Annotated in this window: 17 protein-coding genes and 1 pseudogene; 12 read left to right on the forward strand and 6 right to left on the reverse strand. The window is 44.5% G+C overall.

Annotated features, from left to right (window positions below):
- Window positions 1-105: 105 nt before the first annotated feature.
- Window positions 106-1857, reverse strand: coding sequence for a DEAD/DEAH box helicase (locus R7P72_RS10200; protein ID WP_318110475.1), 1752 nt, complete (start codon window positions 1855-1857; stop codon window positions 106-108).
- Window positions 1858-1978: 121 nt separating this feature from the next.
- Here R7P72_RS10200 and rsuA point away from each other — a divergent pair, with 121 nt between their 5' ends.
- From rsuA to R7P72_RS10215, 3 genes are all read left to right on the forward strand, one after another.
- The gene (gene rsuA / locus R7P72_RS10205) at window positions 1979-2680 is read left to right on the forward strand and encodes a 16S rRNA pseudouridine(516) synthase RsuA (RefSeq protein WP_005378059.1); all 702 of its coding nucleotides are present in this window, start codon (window positions 1979-1981) and stop codon (window positions 2678-2680) included.
- Between the two features lie 436 nt (window positions 2681-3116).
- A complete protein-coding gene (locus R7P72_RS10210) occupies window positions 3117-4319 on the forward strand; it encodes a Bcr/CflA family multidrug efflux MFS transporter (protein WP_005378055.1) in 1203 nt (400 codons plus the stop codon).
- Window positions 4319-4981, forward strand: a complete 663-nt coding sequence (locus R7P72_RS10215) for a DUF2913 family protein (RefSeq protein ID WP_005378053.1) — start codon at window positions 4319-4321, stop codon at window positions 4979-4981. The genes R7P72_RS10210 and R7P72_RS10215 overlap by 1 nt, the downstream gene beginning before the upstream one ends.
- A gap of 30 nt (window positions 4982-5011) precedes the next feature.
- On the opposite strand, the gene R7P72_RS10220 is transcribed toward R7P72_RS10215, so the two are convergent.
- Complete coding sequence (locus tag R7P72_RS10220) at window positions 5012-6463, reverse strand: DUF2867 domain-containing protein (RefSeq protein ID WP_005378051.1); 1452 nt, start codon at window positions 6461-6463, stop codon at window positions 5012-5014.
- A gap of 94 nt (window positions 6464-6557) precedes the next feature.
- Here R7P72_RS10220 and R7P72_RS10225 point away from each other — a divergent pair.
- The 8 genes and pseudogenes from R7P72_RS10225 to fabV all read left to right on the forward strand — a co-directional run bounded on the left by R7P72_RS10225 (window position 6558) and on the right by fabV (window position 18917).
- Window positions 6558-7933: pseudogene (locus tag R7P72_RS10225) on the forward strand (MATE family efflux transporter).
- Between the two features lie 187 nt (window positions 7934-8120).
- Complete coding sequence (locus R7P72_RS10230; RefSeq protein WP_005378040.1) at window positions 8121-8792, forward strand: ABC transporter ATP-binding protein; 672 nt, start codon at window positions 8121-8123, stop codon at window positions 8790-8792.
- Window positions 8773-11226: an ABC transporter permease gene (locus R7P72_RS10235; RefSeq protein WP_318110478.1), complete on the forward strand. Its 2454-nt coding sequence runs from the start codon at window positions 8773-8775 to the stop codon at window positions 11224-11226. Before R7P72_RS10230 ends, R7P72_RS10235 begins: the two co-directional genes overlap by 20 nt.
- Window positions 11226-12350, forward strand: coding sequence for a lipocalin-like domain-containing protein (locus R7P72_RS10240; RefSeq protein ID WP_005378036.1), 1125 nt, complete (start codon window positions 11226-11228; stop codon window positions 12348-12350). The genes R7P72_RS10235 and R7P72_RS10240 overlap by 1 nt, the downstream gene beginning before the upstream one ends.
- Before the next feature lie 330 nt (window positions 12351-12680).
- The gene (nhaA, locus tag R7P72_RS10245; RefSeq protein WP_005378034.1) at window positions 12681-13832 is read left to right on the forward strand and encodes a Na+/H+ antiporter NhaA; all 1152 of its coding nucleotides are present in this window, start codon (window positions 12681-12683) and stop codon (window positions 13830-13832) included.
- Between the two features lie 718 nt (window positions 13833-14550).
- The gene (locus R7P72_RS10250) at window positions 14551-15186 is read left to right on the forward strand and encodes a TetR/AcrR family transcriptional regulator (RefSeq protein ID WP_005378033.1); all 636 of its coding nucleotides are present in this window, start codon (window positions 14551-14553) and stop codon (window positions 15184-15186) included.
- Window positions 15187-15257: 71 nt separating this feature from the next.
- The gene (locus R7P72_RS10255; protein ID WP_005378031.1) at window positions 15258-17540 is read left to right on the forward strand and encodes an acyl-CoA dehydrogenase; all 2283 of its coding nucleotides are present in this window, start codon (window positions 15258-15260) and stop codon (window positions 17538-17540) included.
- Between the two features lie 174 nt (window positions 17541-17714).
- Window positions 17715-18917, forward strand: a complete 1203-nt coding sequence (gene fabV, locus R7P72_RS10260) for an enoyl-ACP reductase FabV (protein WP_005378029.1) — start codon at window positions 17715-17717, stop codon at window positions 18915-18917.
- 78 nt (window positions 18918-18995) lie between these two features.
- On the opposite strand, the gene R7P72_RS10265 is transcribed toward fabV, so the two are convergent.
- Both R7P72_RS10265 and R7P72_RS10270 read right to left on the reverse strand, forming a co-directional pair.
- Entirely contained in the window at window positions 18996-20678 is a 1683-nt protein-coding gene (locus R7P72_RS10265; RefSeq protein WP_005378028.1) for an aspartate:alanine antiporter, read from the reverse strand.
- Window positions 20679-20853: 175 nt separating this feature from the next.
- A complete protein-coding gene (locus tag R7P72_RS10270; protein ID WP_005378026.1) occupies window positions 20854-21120 on the reverse strand; it encodes a GrxA family glutaredoxin in 267 nt (88 codons plus the stop codon).
- 377 nt (window positions 21121-21497) lie between these two features.
- On the opposite strand from R7P72_RS10270, the gene R7P72_RS10275 reads away from it, so the two are divergent.
- Window positions 21498-22742 carry an iron-containing alcohol dehydrogenase gene (locus R7P72_RS10275; RefSeq protein ID WP_005378023.1) on the forward strand — a complete coding sequence of 415 codons (1245 nt, stop codon included), beginning with the start codon at window positions 21498-21500 and terminating at the stop codon, window positions 22740-22742.
- A gap of 76 nt (window positions 22743-22818) precedes the next feature.
- On the opposite strand, the gene R7P72_RS10280 is transcribed toward R7P72_RS10275, so the two are convergent.
- Together R7P72_RS10280 and panP are read right to left on the reverse strand one after the other, a co-directional pair.
- Entirely contained in the window at window positions 22819-23673 is an 855-nt protein-coding gene (locus R7P72_RS10280; RefSeq protein WP_005378021.1) for a MurR/RpiR family transcriptional regulator, read from the reverse strand.
- Between the two features lie 311 nt (window positions 23674-23984).
- On the reverse strand, window positions 23985-25631 hold the full coding sequence (gene panP, locus R7P72_RS10285) for a pyridoxal-dependent aspartate 1-decarboxylase PanP (RefSeq protein WP_005378019.1): 1647 nt from the start codon (window positions 25629-25631) through the stop codon (window positions 23985-23987).
- Window positions 25632-25716: the final 85 nt, after the last annotated feature.

A 25716-nucleotide genomic window follows, 5' to 3' on the forward strand; every position in this document is an offset into this window, starting at 1 on the left:
CTTTATACATAGTCAAACCTTTTCTGGAGCGTTAGCCGCAGTATATCGGAGATAGATGAACAGAGAGTGAATCAGCTAATTAAGTTTTGCCATGTGTTGTCGATGTTATTTCAACTCATCTTCAAAAATTTTATCTCGCAGCTTCCAAAAGCGACCAGATTTTCTAGCAATAACAAACTGAGGCAAACGGAAACGATGTTGATTAGCGACAACGCGTGTCGGTGAAGCCTCTTCAAAAGGGCGATGCTTGTCTGCTAAGTGGGGGCGTACGAACTGATCTTTAAACGTTTGTTTTTGTTTTTTGGTACTCAATGTCCAAAACTCATGAACTAACGCATTGCCTTCGCCTTGGTATGGTTCACCAGAATACGTCACCTTTAGCTGAGATTTACCATCACTGGACTTAAATACAGATAGGTCCATTTCTGTGCATTCAAAGATTAATGCATCTTTGAGATTAAGGGCTTCTTTTAGCTTTTTATCTGGGTCTACGAGCGTCGCATCACACTCATGACAAATTCGTGCAGCGATATCGTTGTCCGCACCACATTCACCGCAGTATTTGGCACGAAAACGGTAGCCACAGTGTTCACGTTCGCCTGTGTCTTCATCTTCAAAGTAACCTTGGCAACGTCTGCCAAAATGTTCAACCAAGAAACCGTTACTATCCAACTTACCCCAGAAGTTGTTATTGAATCCGCAAGCCGGGCAAGGAATCGTGATAATTTCACTGTCAGAGTCTGGTTTGGGATCACCGACTTCAGGTTGGTATAAATCGTAGCTGTTGCCTGCGTAATCAAGCACTAAACATTCTGATTTTCCGTCTGATAAGCGTAATCCTCGTCCTACTATCTGTTGGTACAGATTGACTGACTCTGTTGGTCGCAAAATCGCGATTAAATCGACATGCGGCGCATCAAACCCGGTTGTCAGTACCGAAACATTGACTAAGTATTTTATTTGACGATTCTTGAACGCTTGGATGATCGCATCGCGCTCCGGCGTAGGTGTATCACCAATGACGATTTCAGTTTCGCCTTCTGGCAATAAACTGTGTATCTCCTGTGCGTGTCGAACAGTTGCAGCGAAGATCATGACACCTTGACGCTCTTTCGCATATTGCATGATTTGCTCAACAATTTGTGGAGTCGCACGTTTGGCTTTATCGATCACCATGTCCATTTCTGTTTCTTTGTAGCGTCCGGTGTTAGCGGGCTTCAGCTGAGAGAAGTCGTAAGACAAAACGGGCGCATCCATCATGCGGGCTGGAGTGAGGAAGTTTTCGTCGAGCAAGTAACGGATCGGCAGTTCGAAAATACAATCGCGGAAGAATCGAGGCTCTTCGGTTCGCACTTGACCTCGGGTGTGATACTGATAAATCCAGCCCATTCCTAAACGATAGGGCGTTGCAGTTAGTCCCAGCACCTTAATGCCAGGGTTCAGTTCTCGTAAGTGAGTAATAACTTTTTGGTAGCTGCTGTTTTTGTCATCTGGCACACGATGGCACTCATCAATAACGAGCAGAGAAAACTGGTTTTTGAACGAATCTAAGTTACGTACGACCGATTGAACCGAAGCAAACACGACTTGCTGGTCAGTTTCTTTTCGTCCCAATCCTGCTGAGAAGATAGAACCTTTTAAACCATAACCTTCATACTTCGCGTGGTTTTGCTCGACCAGTTCTTTTACGTGGGCGAGGACTAACACTCGTCCTTTCGCAAGGCGAGCAAGTTCTGCGATCACCAAGCTTTTTCCTGCACCGGTTGGCAGCACGATCACTGCTGGTGTCGAGTGTTTACGAAAGTAATGAATAACGGCTTTAACCGAGTCGGCTTGATAAGGACGAAGTGTGTACATGAAAATATGTGAAATTGCTCAACTATTCGAACGAGGAACGCTATAATACCTGACTTTTATACCCAAGTGACCTTTAAACCAAGATTTAGAGATCACTTGGGTATAATTCAATGAGGTATTCATGCGTTTAGATAAATATTTGTGTGACGCTCTGGGTGCAACACGCAAACAGGCAACAAAGATCATCAAAAGTGGAGACATCACCGTTGACGGTGAGGTTCAAAAAAGTGGTGCATTTAAAGTACCTAAAGGTGCGGAAGTGATGTGGGAAGACCGTGTTATTGGTGCTCCTGGTCCTCGTTACATTATGTTGTATAAGCCTGCTGACTTTGTTTGTTCACATGAAGATGGCTACAACCAAACTGCATTCGCATTGCTTGATGAGCCTAAAATTGAAAACCTTCACTTTGCGGGCCGATTAGATGTCGACACAACTGGTTTAGTATTGATTACGGATGATGGTAAGTGGTCTCATCGTATTACCTCACCTAAGCATAAGTGTGAGAAAACGTACCGTGTTTGGCTCGTCGATGCTATTCAGCCAGATTACGCGGAAAAGCTCGAACAAGGCATCATTTTGCGCAATGAATCAGAAGCAACATTGCCTGCTCGTTTGGAAATCGTGAACGAGGCTGAGAATGAAGTATTGTTAACTATCGTGGAAGGTAAGTATCACCAAGTGAAACGTATGTTCGCGGCGTTAGGAAATAAAGTTGAGTACTTACATCGTGAGCGTATTGGTTCTATCGAACTTGATGAGGCACTAGAACCAGGTGATTATCGCCACCTCACGCAAGAAGAAATTGATTCTATTTGGAATTAATTGTCGGCATGGGAAATTCTTTAGTTCCTAATAGGAACTAGTCTTTTGGTAGGAATTGGCTCAAAATAAATTTTCCTACCAAAATTAGTGCCTAGACAATTCCGGTGTGCTTACTCATCTCAGTGATATGCCTTTGCATTTAGCTGATGCATGCATACTCTTATTGCAAAGCCTTCGGCTACGGTGAATGGAATGATGGTGTCAACGCCATCATTTTTACTGCATTGTGTTTGTTTCCCATAAACACATTTCGCTTTCACATGCTTTTCTATGTCGAGTTCGTCAAGGTCACACCTTGGTACATATTTGCCCTTATGATTCTCGAACGTTGGATAGAACAGGTTTTTGGCTTCTACATTCAGCGATATGAGAACTTCCGTTATTTTCACTTTGTTCTGCAAGTATTGACGGTAGGGCTCCAACAAGAGGTAAAAGAATGACAGAAAAAGCTCAAAGTGCTCCGCAATCCCAAATCAGTTTTCTATTGTTTCTGGTACTAGGAGCGATTGGTGCTTTGACGCCTTTGGCGATCGATATGTATTTGCCTGCGATGCCGACAATAGCGAAAGATTTGGGGGTCGCGCCTGGCGCGGTTCAGATTACGTTGACGGCTTATACCGCGGGTTTTGCGATCGGCCAGTTAATTCACGGGCCGCTTGCCGATAGCTTTGGTCGCAGACCTGTGTTGATTTTAGGCGTACTTTTCTTCGGCTTGGCTGCTGTTGTGAGTGCGACAACAAATGGCATTGATGCGCTGACCTATGTACGTACGGCACAAGGTTTTGCTGGCGCGGCAGCGGCGGTCATTATCCAAGCTGTCGTGCGTGACATGTTTGACCGTGAAGACTTTGCACGCGCAATGTCCTTCGTTACTCTGGTCATTACTATTGCGCCGTTGGTGGCACCGATGATCGGTGGCCATCTCGCGATTTGGTTTGGTTGGCGTTCCATTTTTTGGGTATTAGCTATTTTCGCTGTAGTCGTGATTTTTCTCGTACTTTGGAAAATCCCTGAAACGTTACAGCTTGAAAATCGTCAGCCTCTTCGTTTCCGCACGACGCTGAGAAACTACGCCAGATTATGCTCCAATCCTGAAGCGATCGGTTTGATGCTCTCAGGTGCGTTTTCATTTTCCGGAATGTTTGCATTTTTGACGGCGGGTTCGTTTGTTTATATTGATTTATATGGTGTTCGACCAGACCACTTTGGTTACCTATTTGGTTTGAACATTGTGGCGATGATCATCATGACCAGTATTAATGGTCGCTTGGTGAAGAAAGTTGGTTCCCATGCCATGCTTCGTTTTGGGTTGTTCGTGCAACTTTTGGCGGGGATTGGTTTATTCGTAAGTTGGTTAATGGACTTCGGATTATGGGGCATTGTACCTTTTGTTGTGCTGTTTATCGGTACATTGTCGACGATAGGTAGTAACGCGATGGCGCTGCTTTTAAGTGGTTACCCATCAATGGCGGGTACGGCGTCGTCTCTAGCGGGGACATTAAGATTCGGTATCGGTTCATTGGTTGGTGCGCTGGTGGCATCACTGCCCGGGAATGTTGCTTGGCCGATGATCATCGTGATGTTTGCTTGTTCTGTGCTTTCAGCACTGTTTTATTGGACTTTAGGAAGAAAGGCGTAATGTCGAATTACACCAAAGAAATTCAAAACTTGGTTAACTCAGCACTTGAAGAGTTAGATCAAGAGCATCGCTCAGGTAAGTTAGCCAATGCCCCTGTTGCGAATAACCATTATTTAGTGCGTTGGGTAACAAAGGCGCTAAAATCACAACGTTTCGGACGTACGGTAGGCGATGACTTAACGCGTTGGCAAAAAGCAGGTCGCTCAAAGGGGAACGATGCTGGTTTGTTGTTTATCTTTAAACGTATTTCTGCTTTTTATGCGCAATTCTTCCCTGAAGGTGAAGACTCCAAAGTGTTCAAAGATTCAGATATTGAGTCTTTTCTTGATTTGATGGAGCAAGCAGGCTGGGAAGTCTCGACGTCTGAGCAACTGATTGGGTGCGGCAAAGTACAAATCTTCACTGAAGGTCAAAACTCTTTAGCGTTATGTGCAGACCAATGCGAAAGCTGTTTTGATGGCGAGTTGCTCGTAAAGCCAATGAGTTGGTTTGTGCGTGGCAATCATGCTGAGTTTGTTGAGAAAGCAGCGCAAGCGGGCTTTATGGTTCATAAGGTAACAGACTACAAATCGATGGTGAAATACCATGGCGAGTACCTTATTTTTCCAGCAAACGAAGGCAACCAGTTAGCCGAAATTCCACTCTCGTTCAAAGCTGACTAAAGTGACATTTTGAGTGTTTAGAAGCCCCTGTTATTGGGGCTTTTTGTTTACTAAACGGTTTGCTTCTTTCGCGATGGCTTTGACCATGCCTTTAAATATGAAGAGATGGGCTGGCATCATTGCAAACCAATAAAGCAGCCCAAGAAACCCTTGCGGGTGCCACCAGGCGGTAATATCCAGCTCTCGTTCGTCACCGAGATCTTTGATGGTAATTTCTAAACGCCCAAGGCCTGGGCCTTTCATACCAAAAAACAGTGAAAGAAACTGGTTATTATCGCAGCGAATCACTTTCCAAGAGTCAATAAAATCACCGACTTTAAGCTCTGGTCCAGGAGGAGAAACGCGAATCGGTTTTCCGCCACCAAAAAAGATATCGAGCCATTCACGTGTACGCCACAAGATGTTGGCAAAGTAATAGCCTTTTTCGCGACTCCCGATCTTTTGCGCCACTTTCCATAATGCCGCAGCGGAGGCATGAGTTTTAATGCTCGCTCCAGCTTGTTTTGGGTAATAGCCATATCCTGGTTGCCATCGACGAAGCGCTGCGGGTTCAAACCCCCAGACATTACTGCGTACAAATGTGCCTTCATCTTGAATGGTATCAGTTACCGCTTGCTCGTAGCTGATCAGCGTTTGAGGAAATCGTTCTTCAATCGCTTTGGAGTCTGCAATGTAGTCGTGCTCTAAGCCCGCAAGTAATGCTTTACCGATACTAGTTGGCACTGAGGTAACTAAACCTAGCCAGTACGATGCCATTTTCGGAGTAAGTAGCGGGGTCGACCACAGCCGATACGGCTTGTTCGTGATTCGGCAAATGACTTTGAACTGTTCGCGGTAGCTAAGTGTATCTGGCCCACCAACTTCATAGATGTGACTTTCTTCTGGAGAGGGGGCTTCTGCTAACTTCAATAAATAGTGGTTGAGATTGGGCAAGGCAATAGGGTTCGCTTTTGAGTCGACCCATTTAGGCGCGATCAAAATAGGTAAGTTGTAGACAAAGTCACGCATGATTTCGAAAGCGGCAGAGCCGGGGCCGATGATAACGCCAGCACGCAATTCAGTTACTGGAACACCAGACTGTCGAATTATTTTTCCCGTGGCTTTACGAGCGGCTAAATGGCGAGAGTTTCCGGTTTGAGGTTGAATGGCACTCAAATAGATAACATGCTCGACGGAGCTTTGTTCCAACGCATATTTGAAGTTCAAAGCAAGGTTTAGTTCGTACTCAACAAAGTCATCACCTTGAGCCATCCCGTGCACGAGAAAAAATACTAAATCAAAATCGTTCACTACAGCCTTCGTGGTCTCTGCGTCAGCCAAGTCGAGATACCTTAACGTTAAATTAGGGTGAGGCTGAGTTCTTGACTCTAAATAATCAATATGTCGCGCCGCTGCTGTGACGGCGTAACCTTTATCTAAAAGTAACGGAAGAAGTTGAGAGCCAATGTAACCCGAGGCGCCTAGCACCAACACCTTTTTCATTATCTGTCCTTTTATCGTTGGTGGAATAAACACCACAGAGTATAATCATGAGACACTTTCCCCATTCTATCAATAAGTTGTCGTTGGAGCGCTTGTGACTTTTCTTTCTCAACTCTCAATACACGCAGATAAAGCATTCTTACGTCGTTTATTTGCAATCGCGTTACCAATTACACTGCAAAGCATGATGTTTTCTAGCAGAAGCCTCGTCGATGTTCTTATGCTTGGTCAACTTGGTGAAGCTGAAATTGCCGCTGTTGGAGTTGCTGCGCGCGCGACTTTCGTCACCACCATCATGTTAGTTGGGGTGACAACGGGCGGTGCGTTGTTAACCGCTCAATATTGGGGGGCTGGCGATAAAGTTGGGGTGCGTCGCAGTACCGCTTTAACATGGATGATCGCAATGATGTTTGCTGCGATTGCTGTTGCTTTGTTTGTTGTTTTTCCACAGCCCATCATGAGTTTGACTACCGATTCACAAGAAGTGATTGAGCTAGGGGCCAGCTATCTCATTATTTCGTCGGTTAGCATGTTTGCTGTTGCATGTGTGGCCAGTATGTCGGTGGGCCTAAGGGCGATGCACCAACCAGGCTTAAGCACTTTTTTAGTGGTATAGGCATTTTATCTAATGTTTTTCTTAACTGGGTTTTAATTTTTGGTCAATTAGGCTTTCCTGCTTTGGGTATTACGGGAGCAGCGATCGCAACGGTAATCAGTGGCGCGATCGAAGTAGGTTGCTTGTTTGGTTATCTATGGTTGAAAAAACACATAATCGCATTTGGCTGGGATGATATACGCGCAGGATTGGTCTTAGATAAAATTACGCGTTTCTTGAGCCTCTCTTTGCCAACCACATTTAACTTCTTGGCGTGGGCTGGTGGGTTGTTTGCTTATCACGCCATCATGGGGCAAGCAGGCGTGCAAGGTTTGGCGGCGCTTTCCGTAATGACACCTGTTGAGTCGATCGCATTGGCGATGATGATTGGTTTATCGAATGCGGCCGCAGTTCTAGTAGGGAACCAGCTCGGCGCTCGTAATTTTGAACCCGTTTATTATCAAGCATGGGCTACGGTCATTTTGAATGTGCTTATCGCATTTGTGGTCGCCGTCTTGTTGATAGTATCAAATCAATGGATCCTTAATGCGTTTAGTGCACTGACAACGGACACTCGCGAGCTAGCTGAACAGTTTATGGTGATTCTTGCGTTGGGTGTCGTGCTACGCTCGGTGCCGATGATGGCTATTGTTGGTGTATTACGTGCGGGCGGTGATGTTAAGTTTTGTTTGTATCAAGACATCTTGGCGCAGTGGGTGATCGGGATTCCACTCGCAGCATTTGCAGCGATTTATCTCAATTGGGACCCACAATGGGTTTACTTACTCTTTTTGACGGAAGAAGTTGTGAAGTGGGCGATTTGCTTGCCAAGAATGGTTAGCCGAAAATGGATGAAAAACCTGATTGGCCAGTAAGGAGGAACAGAGTTTATTTTGGCTGCAAAAATCTGCTCAAAACGTCAACAAAATTAGCAACAGAAAGTGAATCGAGTTGCATTTGTACTTCCATAGTGTGATCAAGCATTCAAAATACTTTCTACTAACAGGATTTTAGTGTAGATTCTGATCCCAATTTTTAAACACCATCCGAGCGGCATAATCAATGTTAAAACTGTCAGACCTATGTAAAGGCTATGTAGACGGGGGAGAGTTTCACCCTGTATTACAAGGGGCAGAATTAACATTGCAGCAAGGCGACCAAGTTGCTCTGATGGGAGAAAGTGGTTCGGGTAAAAGTACTCTACTGAATTTAATCGCCGGATTGGATACTGCTGACTCTGGTGAAGTGCAGTTTCCAAATTTTGCTATGCATGAAGCACCGGAGCATTTAAGAACCCTTTATCGCCGCAACAATATTGGGAATATCTTCCAACAATTCAACCTGCTTCCTACACTTAATATTGCCGACAATATTCGTTTTTGTCGTCAGTTAAAAGGTCTGCCGGAAGATAAAGAGTTGTGGCGTCAAATTCTTTCTGCTTTGGACTTAATGCCATTGCTAGGACGTTATCCGGAAGAGGCGTCTGGTGGTCAGCAACAACGTGCGGCGATTGCTCGTGCACTCTATATGGAACCCAAAATCCTGCTTGCTGATGAGCCAACTGGTAGTCTAGATGAGCGAAACGCAGAAGCAGTAATGCGCTTATTAACGAGTCTCGCTCGCCAACTGGAGTGTACTTTGCTGTTAGTGACGCACAGTGAAAAAGTGGCCGCCCATATGGAAGGAAAGATTCGACTTCAAGGAGGGCAGCTACATGTTATGGCCCGTAGTTAAGGCACTACTCGGTCATTACCGTCGTTACCCTCTACAAATTATTCTTGTCTGGCTGGGATTAACTTTAGGCGTGTCCCTCCTTGTTGGTGTTACTTCTATCAACCAGCATGCAAAACAAAGTTATGCTACTGGGGAAAAGCTTTTCTCCAATCCTTTGCCATACCGAATCCGAACGAAGCACTCTGCCAATAAAATTCCTCAAGGTTTCTATATTCAGTTACGTCGAGCTGGGTTCAACCAATGTGCACCGTTTGACGTGCTGCATCTAGATGCCAAGACCGATATGAGCCTGATGTTGGTGGGGATAGATCCTGTCGCGATGATCCCACTACAACAAGGAAAATCGCTAGGTGAGATGCCTGTTTTATCACTAATGAAGCCTCCTTATCCTATTCTCGTTAGTCAAGATTTGGCCGCTTACATGAGTTGGCAGGATGGGGACTTCATTGAGATGAATGACGGAAGCCGTCTTGGGCCTATTCAAGTAGATAAGGACAAGATGCTTTCGGGTACTCGGCTGGTTACTGATATATCGTTGTTGCGTATGCTCAAGCGGAGCTCAGGTTTGTCTGCGATTTCTTGTGGCGAAATGCCAGAGGAAAAGCTGATAGCACTGAAAAACATGTTGCCAAACGGAATGACGCTCGTTAGGAATACGCGTACTGAGCTTGAGTCGCTAACTAACGCATTCCATATGAATCTCACCGCGATGGGAATGCTGTCGTTTTTGGTCGGGTTGTTTATTTTTTATCAAGCGATGTCTCTGTCTTTCATCCAGCGACAACGTTTGGTAGGTATTTTGAGACAGACTGGTGTTAACGGAACACAGTTAGCGCAAGCCTTATTGCTAGAGTTGTCTTTGCTCGTCTTTATTGCGTGGGCGTGTGGTAACTTTTTTGGCTTGATCTTAGCGAATGAACTTATCCCAGCAGTGTCTTCGAGCCTGAGTGATTTTTATGATGCCAACGTAGGTTTAACCATAGGATGGTCATGGCAATCTAGCTTATATAGCCTAATCATGGCAGCGATGGGTGCGTTGATATCGTGTCTGTGGCCATTAATCCGTTTGCTGAAGTCACAACCAATCCGCCTTTCTTCTCGACTGTCGCTAATGCGATTTGCTGGAAGAGAATTCTCTTGGCAGGCGCTTGCGGCATGTGCGTTTTGTGTCGCTGCAATAGCGGTATATCAGGCGCCGAAAACACAAGAAACCGGCTTTGCAATTATTGCGCTGATGTTGGTTAGTGTGGCGTTGTTTATGCCATTTATTATGTGGCATATGTTCCAAAGTTTTTCTTATACCATGCGATGGGTTCGTGTCCGTTGGTTTTTCGCTGATGCAGCAGCCAGCATGAGCTATCGCGGTGTGGCTACGATGGCGTTTATGTTAGCGCTGGCGGCAAACATTGGTGTAGAAACAATGGTCGGAAGCTTTCGAGATACAACCGATAAGTGGCTAAATCAGCGATTAGCCGCTGATGTGTACATCTATCCGACCAACAATTCAGCCGCTAGGATGAGCGCATGGCTCCAGAATCAGCCAGAGGTGAACTCGGTTTGGTGGCGCTGGGAAAAAGATATGCCGACCGAGCACGGTGCTCTACAAGTTGTAAGTACGGGCTCTTCTGAAGGTGAGTTAGACTCACTTACCGTCAAGTTAGGTGTCCCAAATTACTGGTATCAACTGCACGCTACCAAGAGCTTAATGGTCAGTGAGTCGATGGCCTTGAAGCTGGATATCCGCCCTGGCGATTTCATTAACTTGCAAGAACCGCTTGGTGGTGATTGGCAAGTCGTAGGCGTTTACTACGATTATGGAAACCCATATAACCAGGTGATGATGTCGCACCGGAATTGGCTGTATGCATTTGCAGGTACGGGTAATGTTGGTCTTGGCGTAGTATTAAAAGATAACGTCAATGGAGAAGGGCTGAAAAATCGCTTAGAGAATGTATTCCGTCTCCCGCAAGATCGTGTGTTTGATAACGGTAATATTTATAGCCAAGCAATGAGAGTGTTTGATCATACCTTTGCGATAGCAGGAACCTTGGGCAATATCACGCTGATTATTGCCGTGTTTGGTTTATTCTTTGCGACGTTGGCAGGAGAACTTTCACGGCAGCGGCATTTTTCCTTATTAAGGTGCATGGGTGTGTCCGGAAAAGAACTTGTCGTATTAGGTGGTTTGCAGCTATTCGTCTTCGGAGCCATTTCTGCGATTATTGCAGTGCCGCTCGGCTTGGCGCTCGCACATTTGATCGTTGATATTATCATTAAGCAATCATTTGGCTGGTCTCTAGAGCTTCAAACGATTCCATGGGAGTATGCTCAAACCATTGCTTGGGCGATGCTTGCCATCATGGTTGCTGGCGCATTGCCAGTTATTAGAATGATCAAAAGTACACCGATGAAGTCATTAAGGGACGCGTTGTAATGAAAAAAATGGGCTCTAAAAAACGCTTGTTGGTTTCAACGCTCATTGTTGTTACGTTCGCTTTTCTGACTGGGGCTGCTTTTTACTCAACTTTTTGGTTAGAGGCGACAACAACACGAGAAAGCGAACTTGATTCTATCTTAACGCGTGAAAATCAAACGATTTTCGAGCCTGTACTACCTAATGAGCATGTCTCTTTACCCTCAGACTTTCGCTTTCATCCCGAGTATCAGCATGAATGGTGGCACTACTTTGCGAAACTAAAAGATGAGCAAGGCAAGATCTACAATGTTCAATGGAGCTATTTCAGGGTTGCGACGGACGAGCGAGAAACCAGCGGTTGGCAGAACCCTCAATTGTACATTTCACATGTTGTCGTCAGTCATGGCTCGCATGTATGGAAAGAGCAACGGGTAGCTAGAGGTGGGATAGGCCAAGCTGGTATGATCAATCGTCCTTTCAGGTTATGGATTGATAATTGGACTTGGCGATCACTCGGTGCGACGCCTTTCCCGGGCAACTTGAATGTGAATACTGATACGTTTGGACTTGAGCTCAATACCATGACAAACGGCCCCTTTGTGGTGAATGGAGACAAAGGCTTCCAAGTTAAACATGCGTTGCAATCTGTTGCTTCTTTCAGCTTCAGTGCTCCATTTTTAAAAGTAAAAGGCAGCTTAAGCTTAAATGGTAAGCGATTCTCAGTGACGGGTTCTGCTTGGGCGCAAAAAGAGTGGGGCAGCGGCTTAATTGGTGAGGGGCAACAAGGCTGGGATTGGTTTGTTTTCAATTTAGATGATGGTCGAGCATTAACTGTTAGCCGTTATCGTCACCATGGGCAAACACCGCACGTATTTGGCACGTTGTCGACACGCTCAGGTAAAGTCATCAACCTCTCAGACGATGATATCAGTATTAAACCAATGCAAGTGACCAGTTTATCCAATGGAAGAAGGTTACCTTTGCAGTGGATTATCAATATTCCGAAGCATCAAATTAACTTGACTACCCGCATTATCAAGTCAGATATGTGGCTACCCTTTGTAATACCTTACTGGGAAGGGCCTACTTTAGCTTCCGGCTCCAATGAAGCTTGGGGCTTTATGCAGCTGACAGGCTATTGAGTTGTGAAGAAAACCACCCCCTACGGGTGGTTTTTTAGTGCGCGAAGCTTCCTGGCTTTTTCTCAAAAGTACGGGGTTATCATGATGGTACAAGCCGTGTTATGCTGATTTTCTCATCATCTTGATAAATATTTGGTGCGACAAAAACAAATACGATCTCCGATCAAAATTGAGTGTTATGTTGGAAAATACGATGTATAGTAAACTTAACATCGAAAAAACCGAAGTTTATACTCTGAAGAAGCGATTATTCTAAAGTTTTCGACAGCTATACACTCTTATCACTCTTTGTTAATCGTTTATTAAGATAATAAATATAAGGACGAAACCATGAACGATGTCATTCGTGACTTTTTCAAAATGGAATCAGCAGGTGGTATTCTTCTCGTAATTGCAGCGGCAATTGCGATGACCATTGCTAACTCACCGCTGGGCGAAACTTATCAATCTGTACTGCATACTTATGTATTCGGTATGTCAGTTTCTCACTGGATTAATGACGGCCTAATGGCTGTTTTCTTCTTACTTATTGGCCTTGAAGTGAAGCGAGAGCTACTTGAAGGAGCGCTAAAATCAAAAGAAACCGCAATTTTCCCTGCGATTGCAGCGGTTGGTGGTATGTTAGCGCCTGCTCTTATTTACGTTGCGTTTAATGCTAACGACCCAGAGGCGGTTTCTGGCTGGGCAATTCCAGCTGCGACGGATATTGCATTTGCTCTAGGTATCATGGCGCTACTAGGTAAGCGCGTACCAGTAAGCCTTAAAGTGTTCTTGTTAGCTCTCGCTATTATCGACGATTTAGGCGTGGTTGTTATTATTGCACTGTTTTACACAGGTGATCTTTCTAGCATGGCGCTGCTTGTTGGCTTCATCATGACTGGTGTCCTGTTCATGTTGAATGCGAAGGAAGTAACGAAACTGACACCATACATGATAGTCGGCGCGATCTTATGGTTTGCGGTACTTAAATCTGGTGTTCACGCAACACTTGCAGGCGTAGTGATCGGCTTTGCTATTCCTCTTAAGGGTAAACAGGGCGAACATTCCCCACTTAAGCACATGGAGCACGCACTTCATCCATACGTGGCATTTGGTATATTACCTCTATTCGCATTTGCAAATGCGGGGATTTCGCTAGAAGGCGTATCGATGTCAGGCCTAACTTCAATGCTGCCATTAGGTATTGCTTTGGGACTACTGGTTGGTAAGCCTCTAGGTATCTTCACCTTTAGTTGGGCAGCTGTGAAAATGGGTGTAGCTAAGTTACCGGAAGGCATTAACTTCAAGCATATCTTTGCGGTCTCTGTGTTGTGTGGTATCGGTTTTACAATGTCTATATTCATTTCCTCTTTAGCGTTTGGAAATGTAAGCCCTGAGTTTGATACCTATGCTCGACTAGGTATCTTAATGGGCTCGACGACAGCCGCGTTACTTGGCTACGCGTTACTGCACTTTTCTTTGCCTAAGAAAGCGCAAGCGTAAGATACACACTGTTTAGTAAAGCCTCCCATTCGGGAGGCTTTTTTATGTCTTGCAGATCGGCACATCAACCACTTCAGGGTGGTTACTTTTGTGACCAACTAAGGTCTAGCTGATGGAGTTAGGGCAAATCATCGAAAGAGGCGCTTGGTAAATCTATAGGCGAAAAAAAGCCCAGCCGAAAATTTGACTGGGCGGATACAAACATAGGAGTTAATAAGAAAAAAGCAGCAACGTAACAATTAGATGGAAACAAGTTTGACGGCCAGTGAAACTTCAAATGCCCTAACTGTTACGTATATTCAGACCGAGCCTTTTCCAAACAGTTCCATTTTTTTTCAAAAAATTTCTACTTAATGCTTTCTAGCTTCTTACACATCCGAAAGTAATAGAAAAATCGAGATGGATTACCAACTTGGCGAAGTTACTAACTTCTGTGTTTCTCATTTTATCTCCCCTAGAACCGAAGATGTATTTCATACTCTCGTCGCTCACTCCGAGCCGCCAAGGCTATTGTTAGCGTTTCAATTGCGCTGGACTGAGAAATTTGATCGTTTTCTTCTGACAAGCTTCACTGGAGTATTCGATTGAATTTCAAAAGATTAGATCACACCTTTTACTGTCTGGTCAGACCAATTGGTTAAAGTGTGATGTTAATCATTTGTTAATCTTAAGTTTCGGGAGTATATTTTCAAACAGTTGTTTAATACGAGTGATTAAAATGGCCCCGAGAACATCAACAAAAGAAAAAATACTCGATGTCGCAGAAGGACTCTTTGCTGAACATGGCTTTAATGATACTTCGCTAAGAACGATAACAGGTAAAGCTAACGTTAACTTAGCATCGGTAAACTATCACTTTGGCGATAAAAAAACGCTGGTTAGAGCGGTTTTAGATAGGTATTTAGAAGCACTAATGCCGAGCATTAAGACTTCATTAATTGAGCTAAACACGCGCGATAGCTACAACATGGACGATGTCTTTGAGTCATTGCGATTACCTTTACGTACATTAAATGATGTACGCCCAAATGGTACTGCGCTATTTATGTTGTTAATTGGCCGCGGTTATACAGACGTTCAAGGTCATCTACGCTGGTTCATTACCACCAGATACGAAGAGGTACTAAACCTTTTCACTTTCTCGATAATGAAGGCGAACCCGGAACTATGTGAAGAACAGTTGTTTTGGCGACTGCACTTCACGTTAGGGACCTGTGTATTTACGATGGCTTCAAGCCAAGCTCTTTCGGAGCTGGCAGAAAGTAAGTTTGAAAAGGAAGTCGATGTGAAATCTGTCGTCGATTTACTGATTCCATATTTGTCAGCAGGAATGTCAGCAAAGCAGTTGGCATAAGACAAATAAGAAAGTTAAACCAATAATAAGATTATACCCCGAGCGGTTACGTGAACAAAAGGATCTGAACTATGAGCTCTCTACGAAGAAAATGGATTAGTGACCCGGCTTTTAAAGTGTTCAAAAAAGTATTGCCGCCTCTGTCTAGCACCGAGAAAGAGGCGATGGAAGCGGGTAGTGTATGGTGGGATGCCGAACTATTCTCAGGCAAGCCAAACTTCACAACATTGCATCATTATCCAACGCCTACACTGACGGCAGAAGAGCAGTCATTTATGGATAATGAGCTTGAGACCCTGCTAGAAATGCTTGATGACCAGAAGATTGTCAAAGAAGACAGGGATTTACCGCCTGAAGTATGGGAGTACCTACGTAAAGAGCGATTTTTCTCTTTGATCATCTCGAAAGCATATGGTGGTCGTGAATTTTCCGCTTTGGCGAACTCAACCATTGTTTCTCGTATTGCGACTCGAAGTATCAGTACCGCAGTATCGGTAATGGTACCGAACTCTCTTGGTCCTGGTGAGCTGCTATCGCACTATGGTACGCAAGAGCAAAAAGATTACTGGTTGCCTCGTTTAGCTGATGGTACAGACATCCCTTGTTTCGCCCTAACTGGCCCTGAAGCGGGTTCTGATGCAGGTGGCATACCTGATCAAGGCGTGGTTTGTTACGGCACCCATGAAGGCAAAGAAGTGCTTGGCGTGCGAGTTAGTTGGAATAAACGCTACATCACGCTTGCGCCAGTTGCGACAGTGCTCGGGTTAGCATTTAAACTGCAGGATCCTGAAGGGCTACTTGGAGACAAGAAAGAGGTTGGCATTACATGTGCGTTGATTCCCGCTGACCATGAAGGTGTCGAGATAGGCGAGCGCCATGATCCTCTGGGGTCTGCGTTCATGAATGGCCCAACTCGTGGTGAAGATGTCTTCATCCCTATGGACTGGTTGATCGGTGGCGCTGATTACGCAGGTAAAGGTTGGCGTATGCTGGTTGAGTGTCTTTCTGCTGGTCGTGGTATCTCTCTTCCAGCGCTTGGCACAGCGATTGGTCACCTTACTACACGTACAACAGGTGCTTATGCTTACGTGCGTAAACAGTTTGGAATGTCGATCGGTAAGTTTGAAGGTGTTGCAGAAGCAATGGGGCGCATTGGTGGTCTTACTTACCTACTAGAAGCGACGCGTACGCTAACGACGACTTCTCTCGATATGAAAGAAAAACCTGGGATTGTAACCGCGATTGCCAAGTACCACATGACGGAAATCGCGCGTACCATTCTAAATGATTCGTTTGATATCCATGCGGGTCGTGCGATTCAAGATGGTCCAATGAACTATCTTGCTAAACATTACCTTGGTATCCCGGTTGCTATCACTGTTGAAGGCGCGAATATTCTGACTCGTAACCTGATGATTTTTGGTCAAGGTGCGACTCGATGTCACCCATATGTTCTAAAAGAAATGGAAGCTGCGGCGAATCCAGATTCTGAACAAGGTGCGAAAGAATTTGACAACTTACTCTTTAAACACATCAAGCACGCGCTCGGTAATACATTCGGTGCATTTGGTGCAGCACTAACTGGTTCTCGATTTGTTAACGCGCACATGAGTGGCCCAACCCAGCAATACTACAAAGACATTACTCGTCTCAGTCGTGCACTTGCAGTAAGTGCAGACTTTGCGATGTTAACCTTAGGTGGAGACTTGAAGCGTAAAGAAATGATCTCCGCACGTTTGGGTGATGGATTAAGCTATCTATATATGGCATCTGCTGCCTTGAAAAAGTATGAAGATGAAGGCCGTCAACAAGGCGATCTAGACTTCGTTCATTACGCTGTTCAACACTGTTTGTATAACGCTTCTAAGTCATTAAATGAGGCTTACACCAACTTCCCTGTGAAATACGTTGGCGGTGTGCTTAAGGGGCTATTGTTCCCGCTTGGTAATCATTTCAATAAGCCAAGTGATGAGCTGTGTGTGAATTTGGCTGAAGCGATGATGACGCCAGGTGCGCAACGTGATCGACTTACGCATCTTTGTTACATCGGAAAATCAGAGAATGACAGCGTAGGCTTAATGGAGAATGCATTCCTTGCAATGTACGACATTAAACCTTTGGAGCGTAAACTTATGAAGGCTGCGAAGGATGGTAAAGTGGCTCGTAAAGGTCTGCTGCATGACCGTTTGCAGCAAGCATTTGAAGCAGGCGTGTTAACTGAGCAAGAAATTGATCAAATCATGGCTGCAGATAAATTGCGCTACAAGGCGATTCAAGTTGACCACTTTAGTCATGACTTTTCTGAAGTGCGAACTCATAGCCCAAAAAAGTCGCAGTTGAATCCGGCGGCATAATAGACAACTAATGTTAAGAAAAGCACCTCAATGAGGTGCTTTTTTGTATTCTTGGGGAGTGGATGGTGGGATAGTGCTCCAACCACTTGCCTTTTAAGAGCATTTTTACAGAAATTAGATGCGAAATCCCAACGAAACTTTTATCCTAACAAGGTTTTTTAAAGGAAGTTGAATATGATCATCAAACCTAGAATTCGTGGATTTATCTGTACTACAACGCACCCTGTTGGTTGTGAAGCTAACGTAAAAGAACAAATTGCGTACACCAAAGCGCAAGGTCCAATCAAAAACGCACCTAAGCGTGTTCTTGTTGTTGGTGCATCAAGTGGCTACGGTCTATCTTCTCGTATCGCTGCGGCATTTGGTGGCGGTGCATCAACTATCGGTGTTTTCTTCGAAAAAGAAGGTACTGAGAAGAAACCAGGTACAGCAGGTTTTTACAATGCCGCTGCTTTTGAAAAGCTAGCGCGTGAAGAAGGTCTGTACGCAAAAAGCTTAAACGGCGACGCTTTCTCAAATGAAGCGAAACAGAAAACTATCGAGCTCATCAAAGAAGACTTAGGTCAAATCGATATGGTGGTTTACTCACTGGCATCTCCAGTACGTAAAATGCCAGAAACTGGTGAATTAGTTCGTTCATCTCTTAAACCTATCGGTGAAACTTACACATCAACGGCTGTTGATACCAACAAAGATGTGATCATCGAAGCTAGCGTTGAGCCTGCAACAGAAGAAGAAATCAAAGACACTGTCACTGTAATGGGCGGTGAAGATTGGGAACTTTGGATCAATGCGTTGTCTGATGCTGGTGTTCTTGCTGAAGGTTGTAAGACCGTCGCGTATAGCTACATTGGTACTGAGCTAACTTGGCCAATTTATTGGGATGGTGCACTAGGTAAAGCAAAAATGGACCTAGACCGTGCAGCGAAAGCGCTAAACGACAAGTTAGCAGTAACAGGTGGTAGTGCCAATGTTGCGGTACTTAAATCTGTTGTAACTCAGGCGAGTTCTGCAATTCCTGTTATGCCACTGTACATCGCAATGGTATTCAAGAAAATGCGCGAAGAAGGTGTACACGAAGGTTGTATGGAACAAATCTACCGTATGTTCAGCCAACGTCTATACAAAGAAGACGGTAGCGCGGCAGAAGTTGATGAGATGAACCGCCTACGTCTGGATGACTGGGAACTTCGTGACGACATTCAGCAGCACTGTCGTGAGCTATGGCCTCAAATTACGACTGAGAACCTAAAAGAGCTGACTGACTACGTTGAGTACAAAGAAGAGTTCTTGAAACTATTTGGTTTCGGCGTTGAAGGAGTAGATTACGAAGCGGATGTGAATCCAGCAGTTGAAGCAGACTTCATTCAAATCTAATCTAATCACAGACTAGATAACCAATAAACAAAAGGCGCTCATTGAGCGCCTTTTTGTATATCATAGTCAAAGTGAGTATTAACTTAGTATTATCAGAATCGTACCAGCTAGCGTCATTAAAATATTCGCAATCGCATAGGTACCCGCATAACCAAGGGCTGGGATGGTGGACTTAGCGTAGTCGTTAACGACATCCATAGCCGGAGCGCAAGTACGGGCGCCAATAATGGCACCGAAGAGCAGGGCACGGTTCATCTTGAGTACGTGTGCGCCAACTAAGTAAGCCAGAACTACAGGCACAACACTGACAATAAATGCCAAACCAATGACTTTTGGTCCTACTTGCGTTAGGTGCTCGAACATCTTTCCACCTGCACTTAGACCAATTCCGACCATAAAGAACATTAACCCTAGATCTTTGACCATATTCAGCGCCCCTTGTGGGACATAACCGAAAGTAGGGTGATTTGCTCGTAAGAAACCAAGCGTAATACCGGACAACAGAAGACCCACCGCATTACCCAAACTGAAAGACACCTGACCGAACGTCATTGTGATGAGGCCAAACAGAATACCCAAAATAAAGAAGCTACAAAAAGCGAGCAAATCGGCCATTTGACTGTGGATCGAGATGAAACCGATTTTTTCCGCCAGTCCATGTACTCGGCTTTTCTCGCCGCTCACTTGAAGGACGTCCCCTTTAGCGAGCACAATGTCTAAGTCCATAGGCATTTCAATCTGAGCGCGAACTACGCGGTTTAAGAAACAGCCAAACTCAGACAAATTCAAATCCGATAAACGCTTACCAGCGATTGCGTCACTTTTTACGACGATTTCTTCTTCAACGATGCGTAAATCAAGCAAGTTACGGTCGAATACTTCTTTACCATTACGGAAGCTAGGGTCTAAGCGAGCATGGCTGTCAGGGAAGCCAACCAGTGCAATTTCATCTCCCTCTTGCAAGATAGCATCACCATCTGGGTGGGCGAGAATACCATTTCGGCGGATTCGTTCAATGTAACAGCCAGTTTGACGATAAATACCCAGTTCTCGTAAGTTTTTACCATCAGTCCAGTCAATTAGCTCTGGGCCCACTCGGTAAGCTCGAATAATGGGTAAATACACTTTTCTCTGGCTTGAATTTCCAAGGCCACGCTCTTGTGCGATTTGCTGCGCGGAATCAGAAAGGTTTTGTTTTTGCAGTTTTGGCAACAATTTAGCAAACATGATCATGCTAATTAAGCCGACCAGATAAGCCATCGCGTAGCCTACGGATAGATTTTCTAATACCAGAGAAAATTCCATATTCCGCGGTATAGTCGCAAGGCCAGAGTTAAGAGCATCTTGTGCACCAACCAGTACTGGCGTTGCGGTCAATGCGCCTGCCATCATACCGGCGGATAAGCCAAAATCGAGGCCGAAATAGTGACTCAAGCCATACGTTAAGCTGACCGCAGACACGAGAACAGTCATGCTTAAAATAAAATAATGCTTACCATCTCTGAAGAATATACCAAAAAAGTTTGGTCCAGCTTCAATGCCAACGCAGTAGATAAACAGCATAAAGCCAATGGTTAAAGCTTCTGCATTAAATGAGAAACCAAGGTGGCCCATTACCAAAGAGGTAATAAGAACGCCAATAGAGTTGCCTAATTGTAATTTGCCAAATCGAATTTTTCCGATGGCAAGGCCAATGGCTAATACGACGAAGATTAGAAGGATAGGGTTTTGCTCGAGAAGGTATACGACGTCTATGTTCACTGTGTGGCTCGGTAGAGTGTGTGCCAAAAAAGATTAAGAACTGTGAATTGTAACTAAATATAGCAAAAAGATAAGTGAATTTTTTTAGGTTTTACCATTAGTTGACTTAACGTAATAACCAGCTGAAAAATAATAAAAAAGCCGCATGAAGCGGCTTTTTTGAAAACAGTCTTTATTACTCGTCAAATAGACCTAGGTGCTCTTTCGCGTATGCTTCGAACTCGTCGCAGCCACCGATGTGCTCTTGGTCGATAAAGATCTGAGGAACGGTTTCAACTGGTTTACCAACTGTTTTCTCAAGATCTGCTTTAGAAATACCTTCAGCGTGAATATCAACGTAACGGTAGTTGAAGTCATCACGTTTTGCTTTTAGCGTTTCTGCGTGCTCTTTTGCACGAACACAGAAAGGACATGCAGGGCGACCAAAGATAACAACGAACATAATCTTATTTCTCCTAAATCTATTCTTTTTTGAAAGCGTACAAAACATAGCGGCTGAGTGCGCTTTCTTTTGTTGGAGTAACTATGCCCGATCCAGATACGGAAATAAAGCGGCAATTACCTCTTGGTTCTATAGGTGAAATCTATCGAATAAAAACTAAACGCACGTGCTTATTTTACGACTCTGAAGTATGTGAAGTGACGCATAAAAAACATACATTCTAAAGGGTTAATGATGGCAAGGTGGAATTGGTCAATTTTTTTTGTTTAAAAAAATAGCAATCTATTTTGGCTATACGCAAATAACTTCAACTCTTACATAAGTGTTAAATCAGAGGGCGAGAGGTTATTTGGGTATATTCTTTTGGGAGGGTGTGTATGTTTCAGTTTATGACTGCAACAAGGATTATATTTGGTGAAGGTGCACTTCAATCTTCATTATCCGTTATTAACCAATTTGGCTACAGTGTTTTGCTGGTTACTGGGCAGGATACCCAACGAGCCGCCCCCATTATCCAATATCTTAAAGCTCAAAATATGCGTTACCAGCACGTAGCTATCGTTGGTGAACCATACATCACGATGGTAGAAGAGACCGCAGTGCTCGGTAGAAAATTCCAACCTGATATGGTGGTTGCGATAGGTGGTGGCAGCGTCATCGATATGGGCAAAGCCTTAGCTGCCATTATTCCCAATCAAGGCAATGTTTACGATTACGTAGAAGTGGTAGGAAGAAGCGTCCCTTTAAAAGCAAAGCCTCTTCATTTTATTGCAATTCCTACGACAGCAAGCACCGGTTCAGAAGTGACCAGAAATGCTGTGCTGAAATCTGGACAAGATAAAGTGAAAGTGAGTCTTCGAAGCCCTGATATGCTCGCAGACGTTGCCATTGTAGACCCGACACTTACTTACGGGACCGACCAATACACATCTGGACGTGGCGCAATGGATGCGTTCACTCATTTAATGGAAGCGTATGTGTGTGGTGAGCCAAACCCTCTTACTGATATGGTCTGCGAAGAGGGGCTACGCCGTTTAAGCCGTTCAGTGATTGCCGCTTGTAAGCAAGATAATCATAAGGCGCGCTCTGATTTATCGTTCGCTGCATTGCTTGGTGGTATGGCGATTACTAATGCCAAATTAGGTGCTGCTCATGGGTTAGCATCGGCGTTAGGAGGCAAGTTAGACGCCCCCCATAGCGTTATTACGGCTCGCCTAGCTCCGCACGTGATGCAGGAGAACATTAACGCTGCTAAACTCGCGGGTAGGAATGATGTGATAAGTCGTTATCGTAAGCTGGCCCAATTAGTCACTGAGCGAGTAAATGCTAACGAACACGATGGAATTCTTTGGGTAAATATGGTGCTAGATAAGTTAGCGTTACCGCTACTGGCTCAATTTGGAGTATGCGAAACCTCTTTTGAGCAAGTGGCGAACGATGCGCTTAAGTCAATGGCAATCAGGGGGAATCCTTTACCTCTTAATCAGGAACGTTTGATTTACATATTGCAGCAAGTCTGTGATTGTAGCGGAGAGTGTGTAGCAGAGAGTGCACAACATGTCAGTTCTGTTGAAGTACTGGAATCAAGAGCGGACTTATCGAGTGTCAACGACTTAGGGTGATTGCTCCCTTAGCAGCATTAAAACAAAAGGGGAGCCTTGAGTTCCCCTAGATAAAGTATTGACTAAGCTTTAGTGCTTAGTACTGGCTTAGTTTGTCATAGCGACTGTCTTTCAACGCATCTTTTACGCGTTTTAGGTTCTCACGGAAACCTGTACCACGGCGAAGAGTGAAGCCAGTTGCTAGCACATCAATCACTGTCATTTGTACAACTCGGCTTGCCATTGGCATGTAAACGTCGGTATCTTCTGGAATATCGAGCGTGATGGCCAGCGAGCTTGCCTTTTCTAGAGGAGAATCCTTCGCTGTAATAGCAATAACCGTTGCGCCATTTTCACGAGCAAGGTTCGCTATTTCTACCTGACTCTTTGTTCGACCGGTATGAGAAATAAGAACCACAACATCATTATCACTGCAGTTGATACAACTCATGCGCTGCATAACAATATCTTCAAAACAAGTAATTGGAATATTAAAGCGAATAAACTTGTTTTGTGCATCTCGGGCGACAGAAGATGATGCACCAAGGCCAAAGAATGAAATGCGCTTCGCTTGCGTTAGCAAATCGACCGCACGGTTCACTTGCATTGGATCTAGGCTATTTTTCGCGACATCTAAACACGCCATCGTCGATTCGAAAATCTTATGGGTGTACGCGTCTGGGCCATCGTCTTCTTCCACATTACGGTTAACGTAAGGGGTGCCGTTGGCTAGGCTCTGTGCCAAGTGAAGCTTAAAATCTGGAAAGCCCTTGGTGTCCAGACGACGACAGAAGCGGTTTACAGTGGGCTCACTAACGTCGGCCATTTTAGCCAGCGTTGCAATGCTTGAATGAATTGCAGTTTGTGGAGACGCCATAATTACTTCCGCAACTTTGCGCTCTGACTTACTGAAATTCTCCAGGTTTTTTTGAATTTTTTCTAATGTATTCATAGTGTTCACGAGGGTATAGAGAACAACTCGCTGGCTCTGCTAACGAAAGGAAACACGAAGATTCCGGAGTAGAGTGGGGCGTTAACGAAAACAACCAGCGCCATAGAATCAGTATAAACCTGATCTTCAATCAGTCTAAACCAATAACGGGTACTATTTAGTGAGAATTTGACAGGCCTCAAACAAAATGTTGTAAAAACTACAGAATTGGATGTGTAAACGAAGTTTTGTTGCGCTAGTCGCACGATAATGATGTTTGAGTTACATCAAAACGAAAAAAAATTTCAAATTGATGTAACTCGATCTGGCTGTTAAGACGATTGAATATCAACAACCAGCTGTTGAATCCTTTTCATCAAATTTGGTGCTTGCTTGGCGATTTCGCGTTGTTCATCAAGCACTGAGCTCAAAATTTCTTTTGTGGTCAGTGGATTTGCCAAAACCACTCTAAACACTATCGTATTCATGCGTTGCCATTGGTCTGGGTTCAGTCTTGTACGTGAAACGAACGATTTGCCCGTTTCGCGCTGACGCTTTTGAATAAACTGTGTTAACTCATTGATCAGCTCATTCAGTTGTTCTTTTTGTGAGCCTTCTGCTTGTGCTAATGCTTCACGGATGAATGGCGGCAAATAACGGTATGTGAGCAGACAAAGCTCTGGTTCAGAAACCAATTCGAAATCATCTTGCTGTTTGATTAGATCCGCAAAGTAGCGAGCTTTTTCAATGCTTTGGTCAATAAGAAGCTCATAACCTGGGCGACTTATGATGTGCATTGCGGCGTAGACTAACATCGCCATACCCGAACGTGAACCTTCTAATGTATGGCTGCCTAGGTCTTTTGAACCTTTTCGCAATATATATTGAGCGTGATGCTCTATGGATTTCATTGCGTCAGGGTCTTTGAACAGAACCATACCAGCGCCCATCGGGATGTAGAGCTGCTTGTGCGCATCAATAGTTACTGAGTCTGCCATTTCCACACCTTTAAGAAGGTGACGGTGATGGTTAGACATAAGTGTTGCGCCACCCCATGCGGCATCCACATGGAAGTGACAGCCGTGAGCTTGGCAGACTTCAGCGATTTCAGGCAATGGATCAACATTACCTGTCTCTGTTGTGCCAGCCACACCAATAACAGCAATAGGCTTGATGTTTTGTTTTTCGAGCTCAACAATTTTCGCTTTCAGGTCGTTGACAATAATACGGTTGTTGGCATCGGTTTTAACCGCAACCAAGCCCTCTTGGCCTAGCCCTAATACATCGGCTGCTTTCTTAAGGGAGTAGTGACCACGCTCAGACACTAGCACCGCTAAGCCATCATAGCCATAGTGCTTCATGGCTTTAAAAAGGCCTTCCTTTTCCACGCCTTTAAATGAGCCATTGGCTCTTAACGCTTTGTTACGCGCTACCCAAAGCGCAGTGATATTGGCAATGGTGCCGCCGGAACAAAATGCGCCTAATGAGTGGTTTGCACTGTGCATCCACTGATTGTAAAACGTATCATTCTGACCATATATCAAGCGATGCAGCATACCCAAAACTTGACGCTCAAGTGGTGTAAAGGCTTTGGAAGTCTCTATTTTTACCAGGTTTTGGTTTAAGGCGATCATGATCTTTGACAGTGGCATCAAGAAATAAGGCAGTGCCGATGTCATATGACCAATGAAGCTTGGTGAAGATGTGTGAACTGAGTGCGACACCAAAGTGTCGAGTAAGTGCTCTGTATGATCTGACACGAACTCTGGCTGCTCAGGAATCTGAGCAGAAGAAAAGTCTTTTTCGATTTCGCGTAAAGGCTTTTCTTCTGCCACGATGTGTTCACGAAGAAATTGATTTAGATTTCGCGAGAGGCTCTCGTCAATTTTAGTTAACGTTGAGTCCGGACCTTCTGGGACAGTGAAGATCTTTAGCAAGCTCTCAAAGCTAACATCAGCGGTTTTTTGTTCCTTAACCATAGCAAAGAATCTTTGTAGTTATTTTGGTAATGCGAGCGGCACAATCTAAACTAAAACGGGCGCAAAGTCCCGTTTTAATTGTTGA

Origin of the sequence: Vibrio sp. Vb0888, assembly GCF_033338835.1 — a bacterium.
GTDB classification, from domain to species: Bacteria; Pseudomonadota; Gammaproteobacteria; order Enterobacterales; family Vibrionaceae; genus Vibrio; species Vibrio alginolyticus.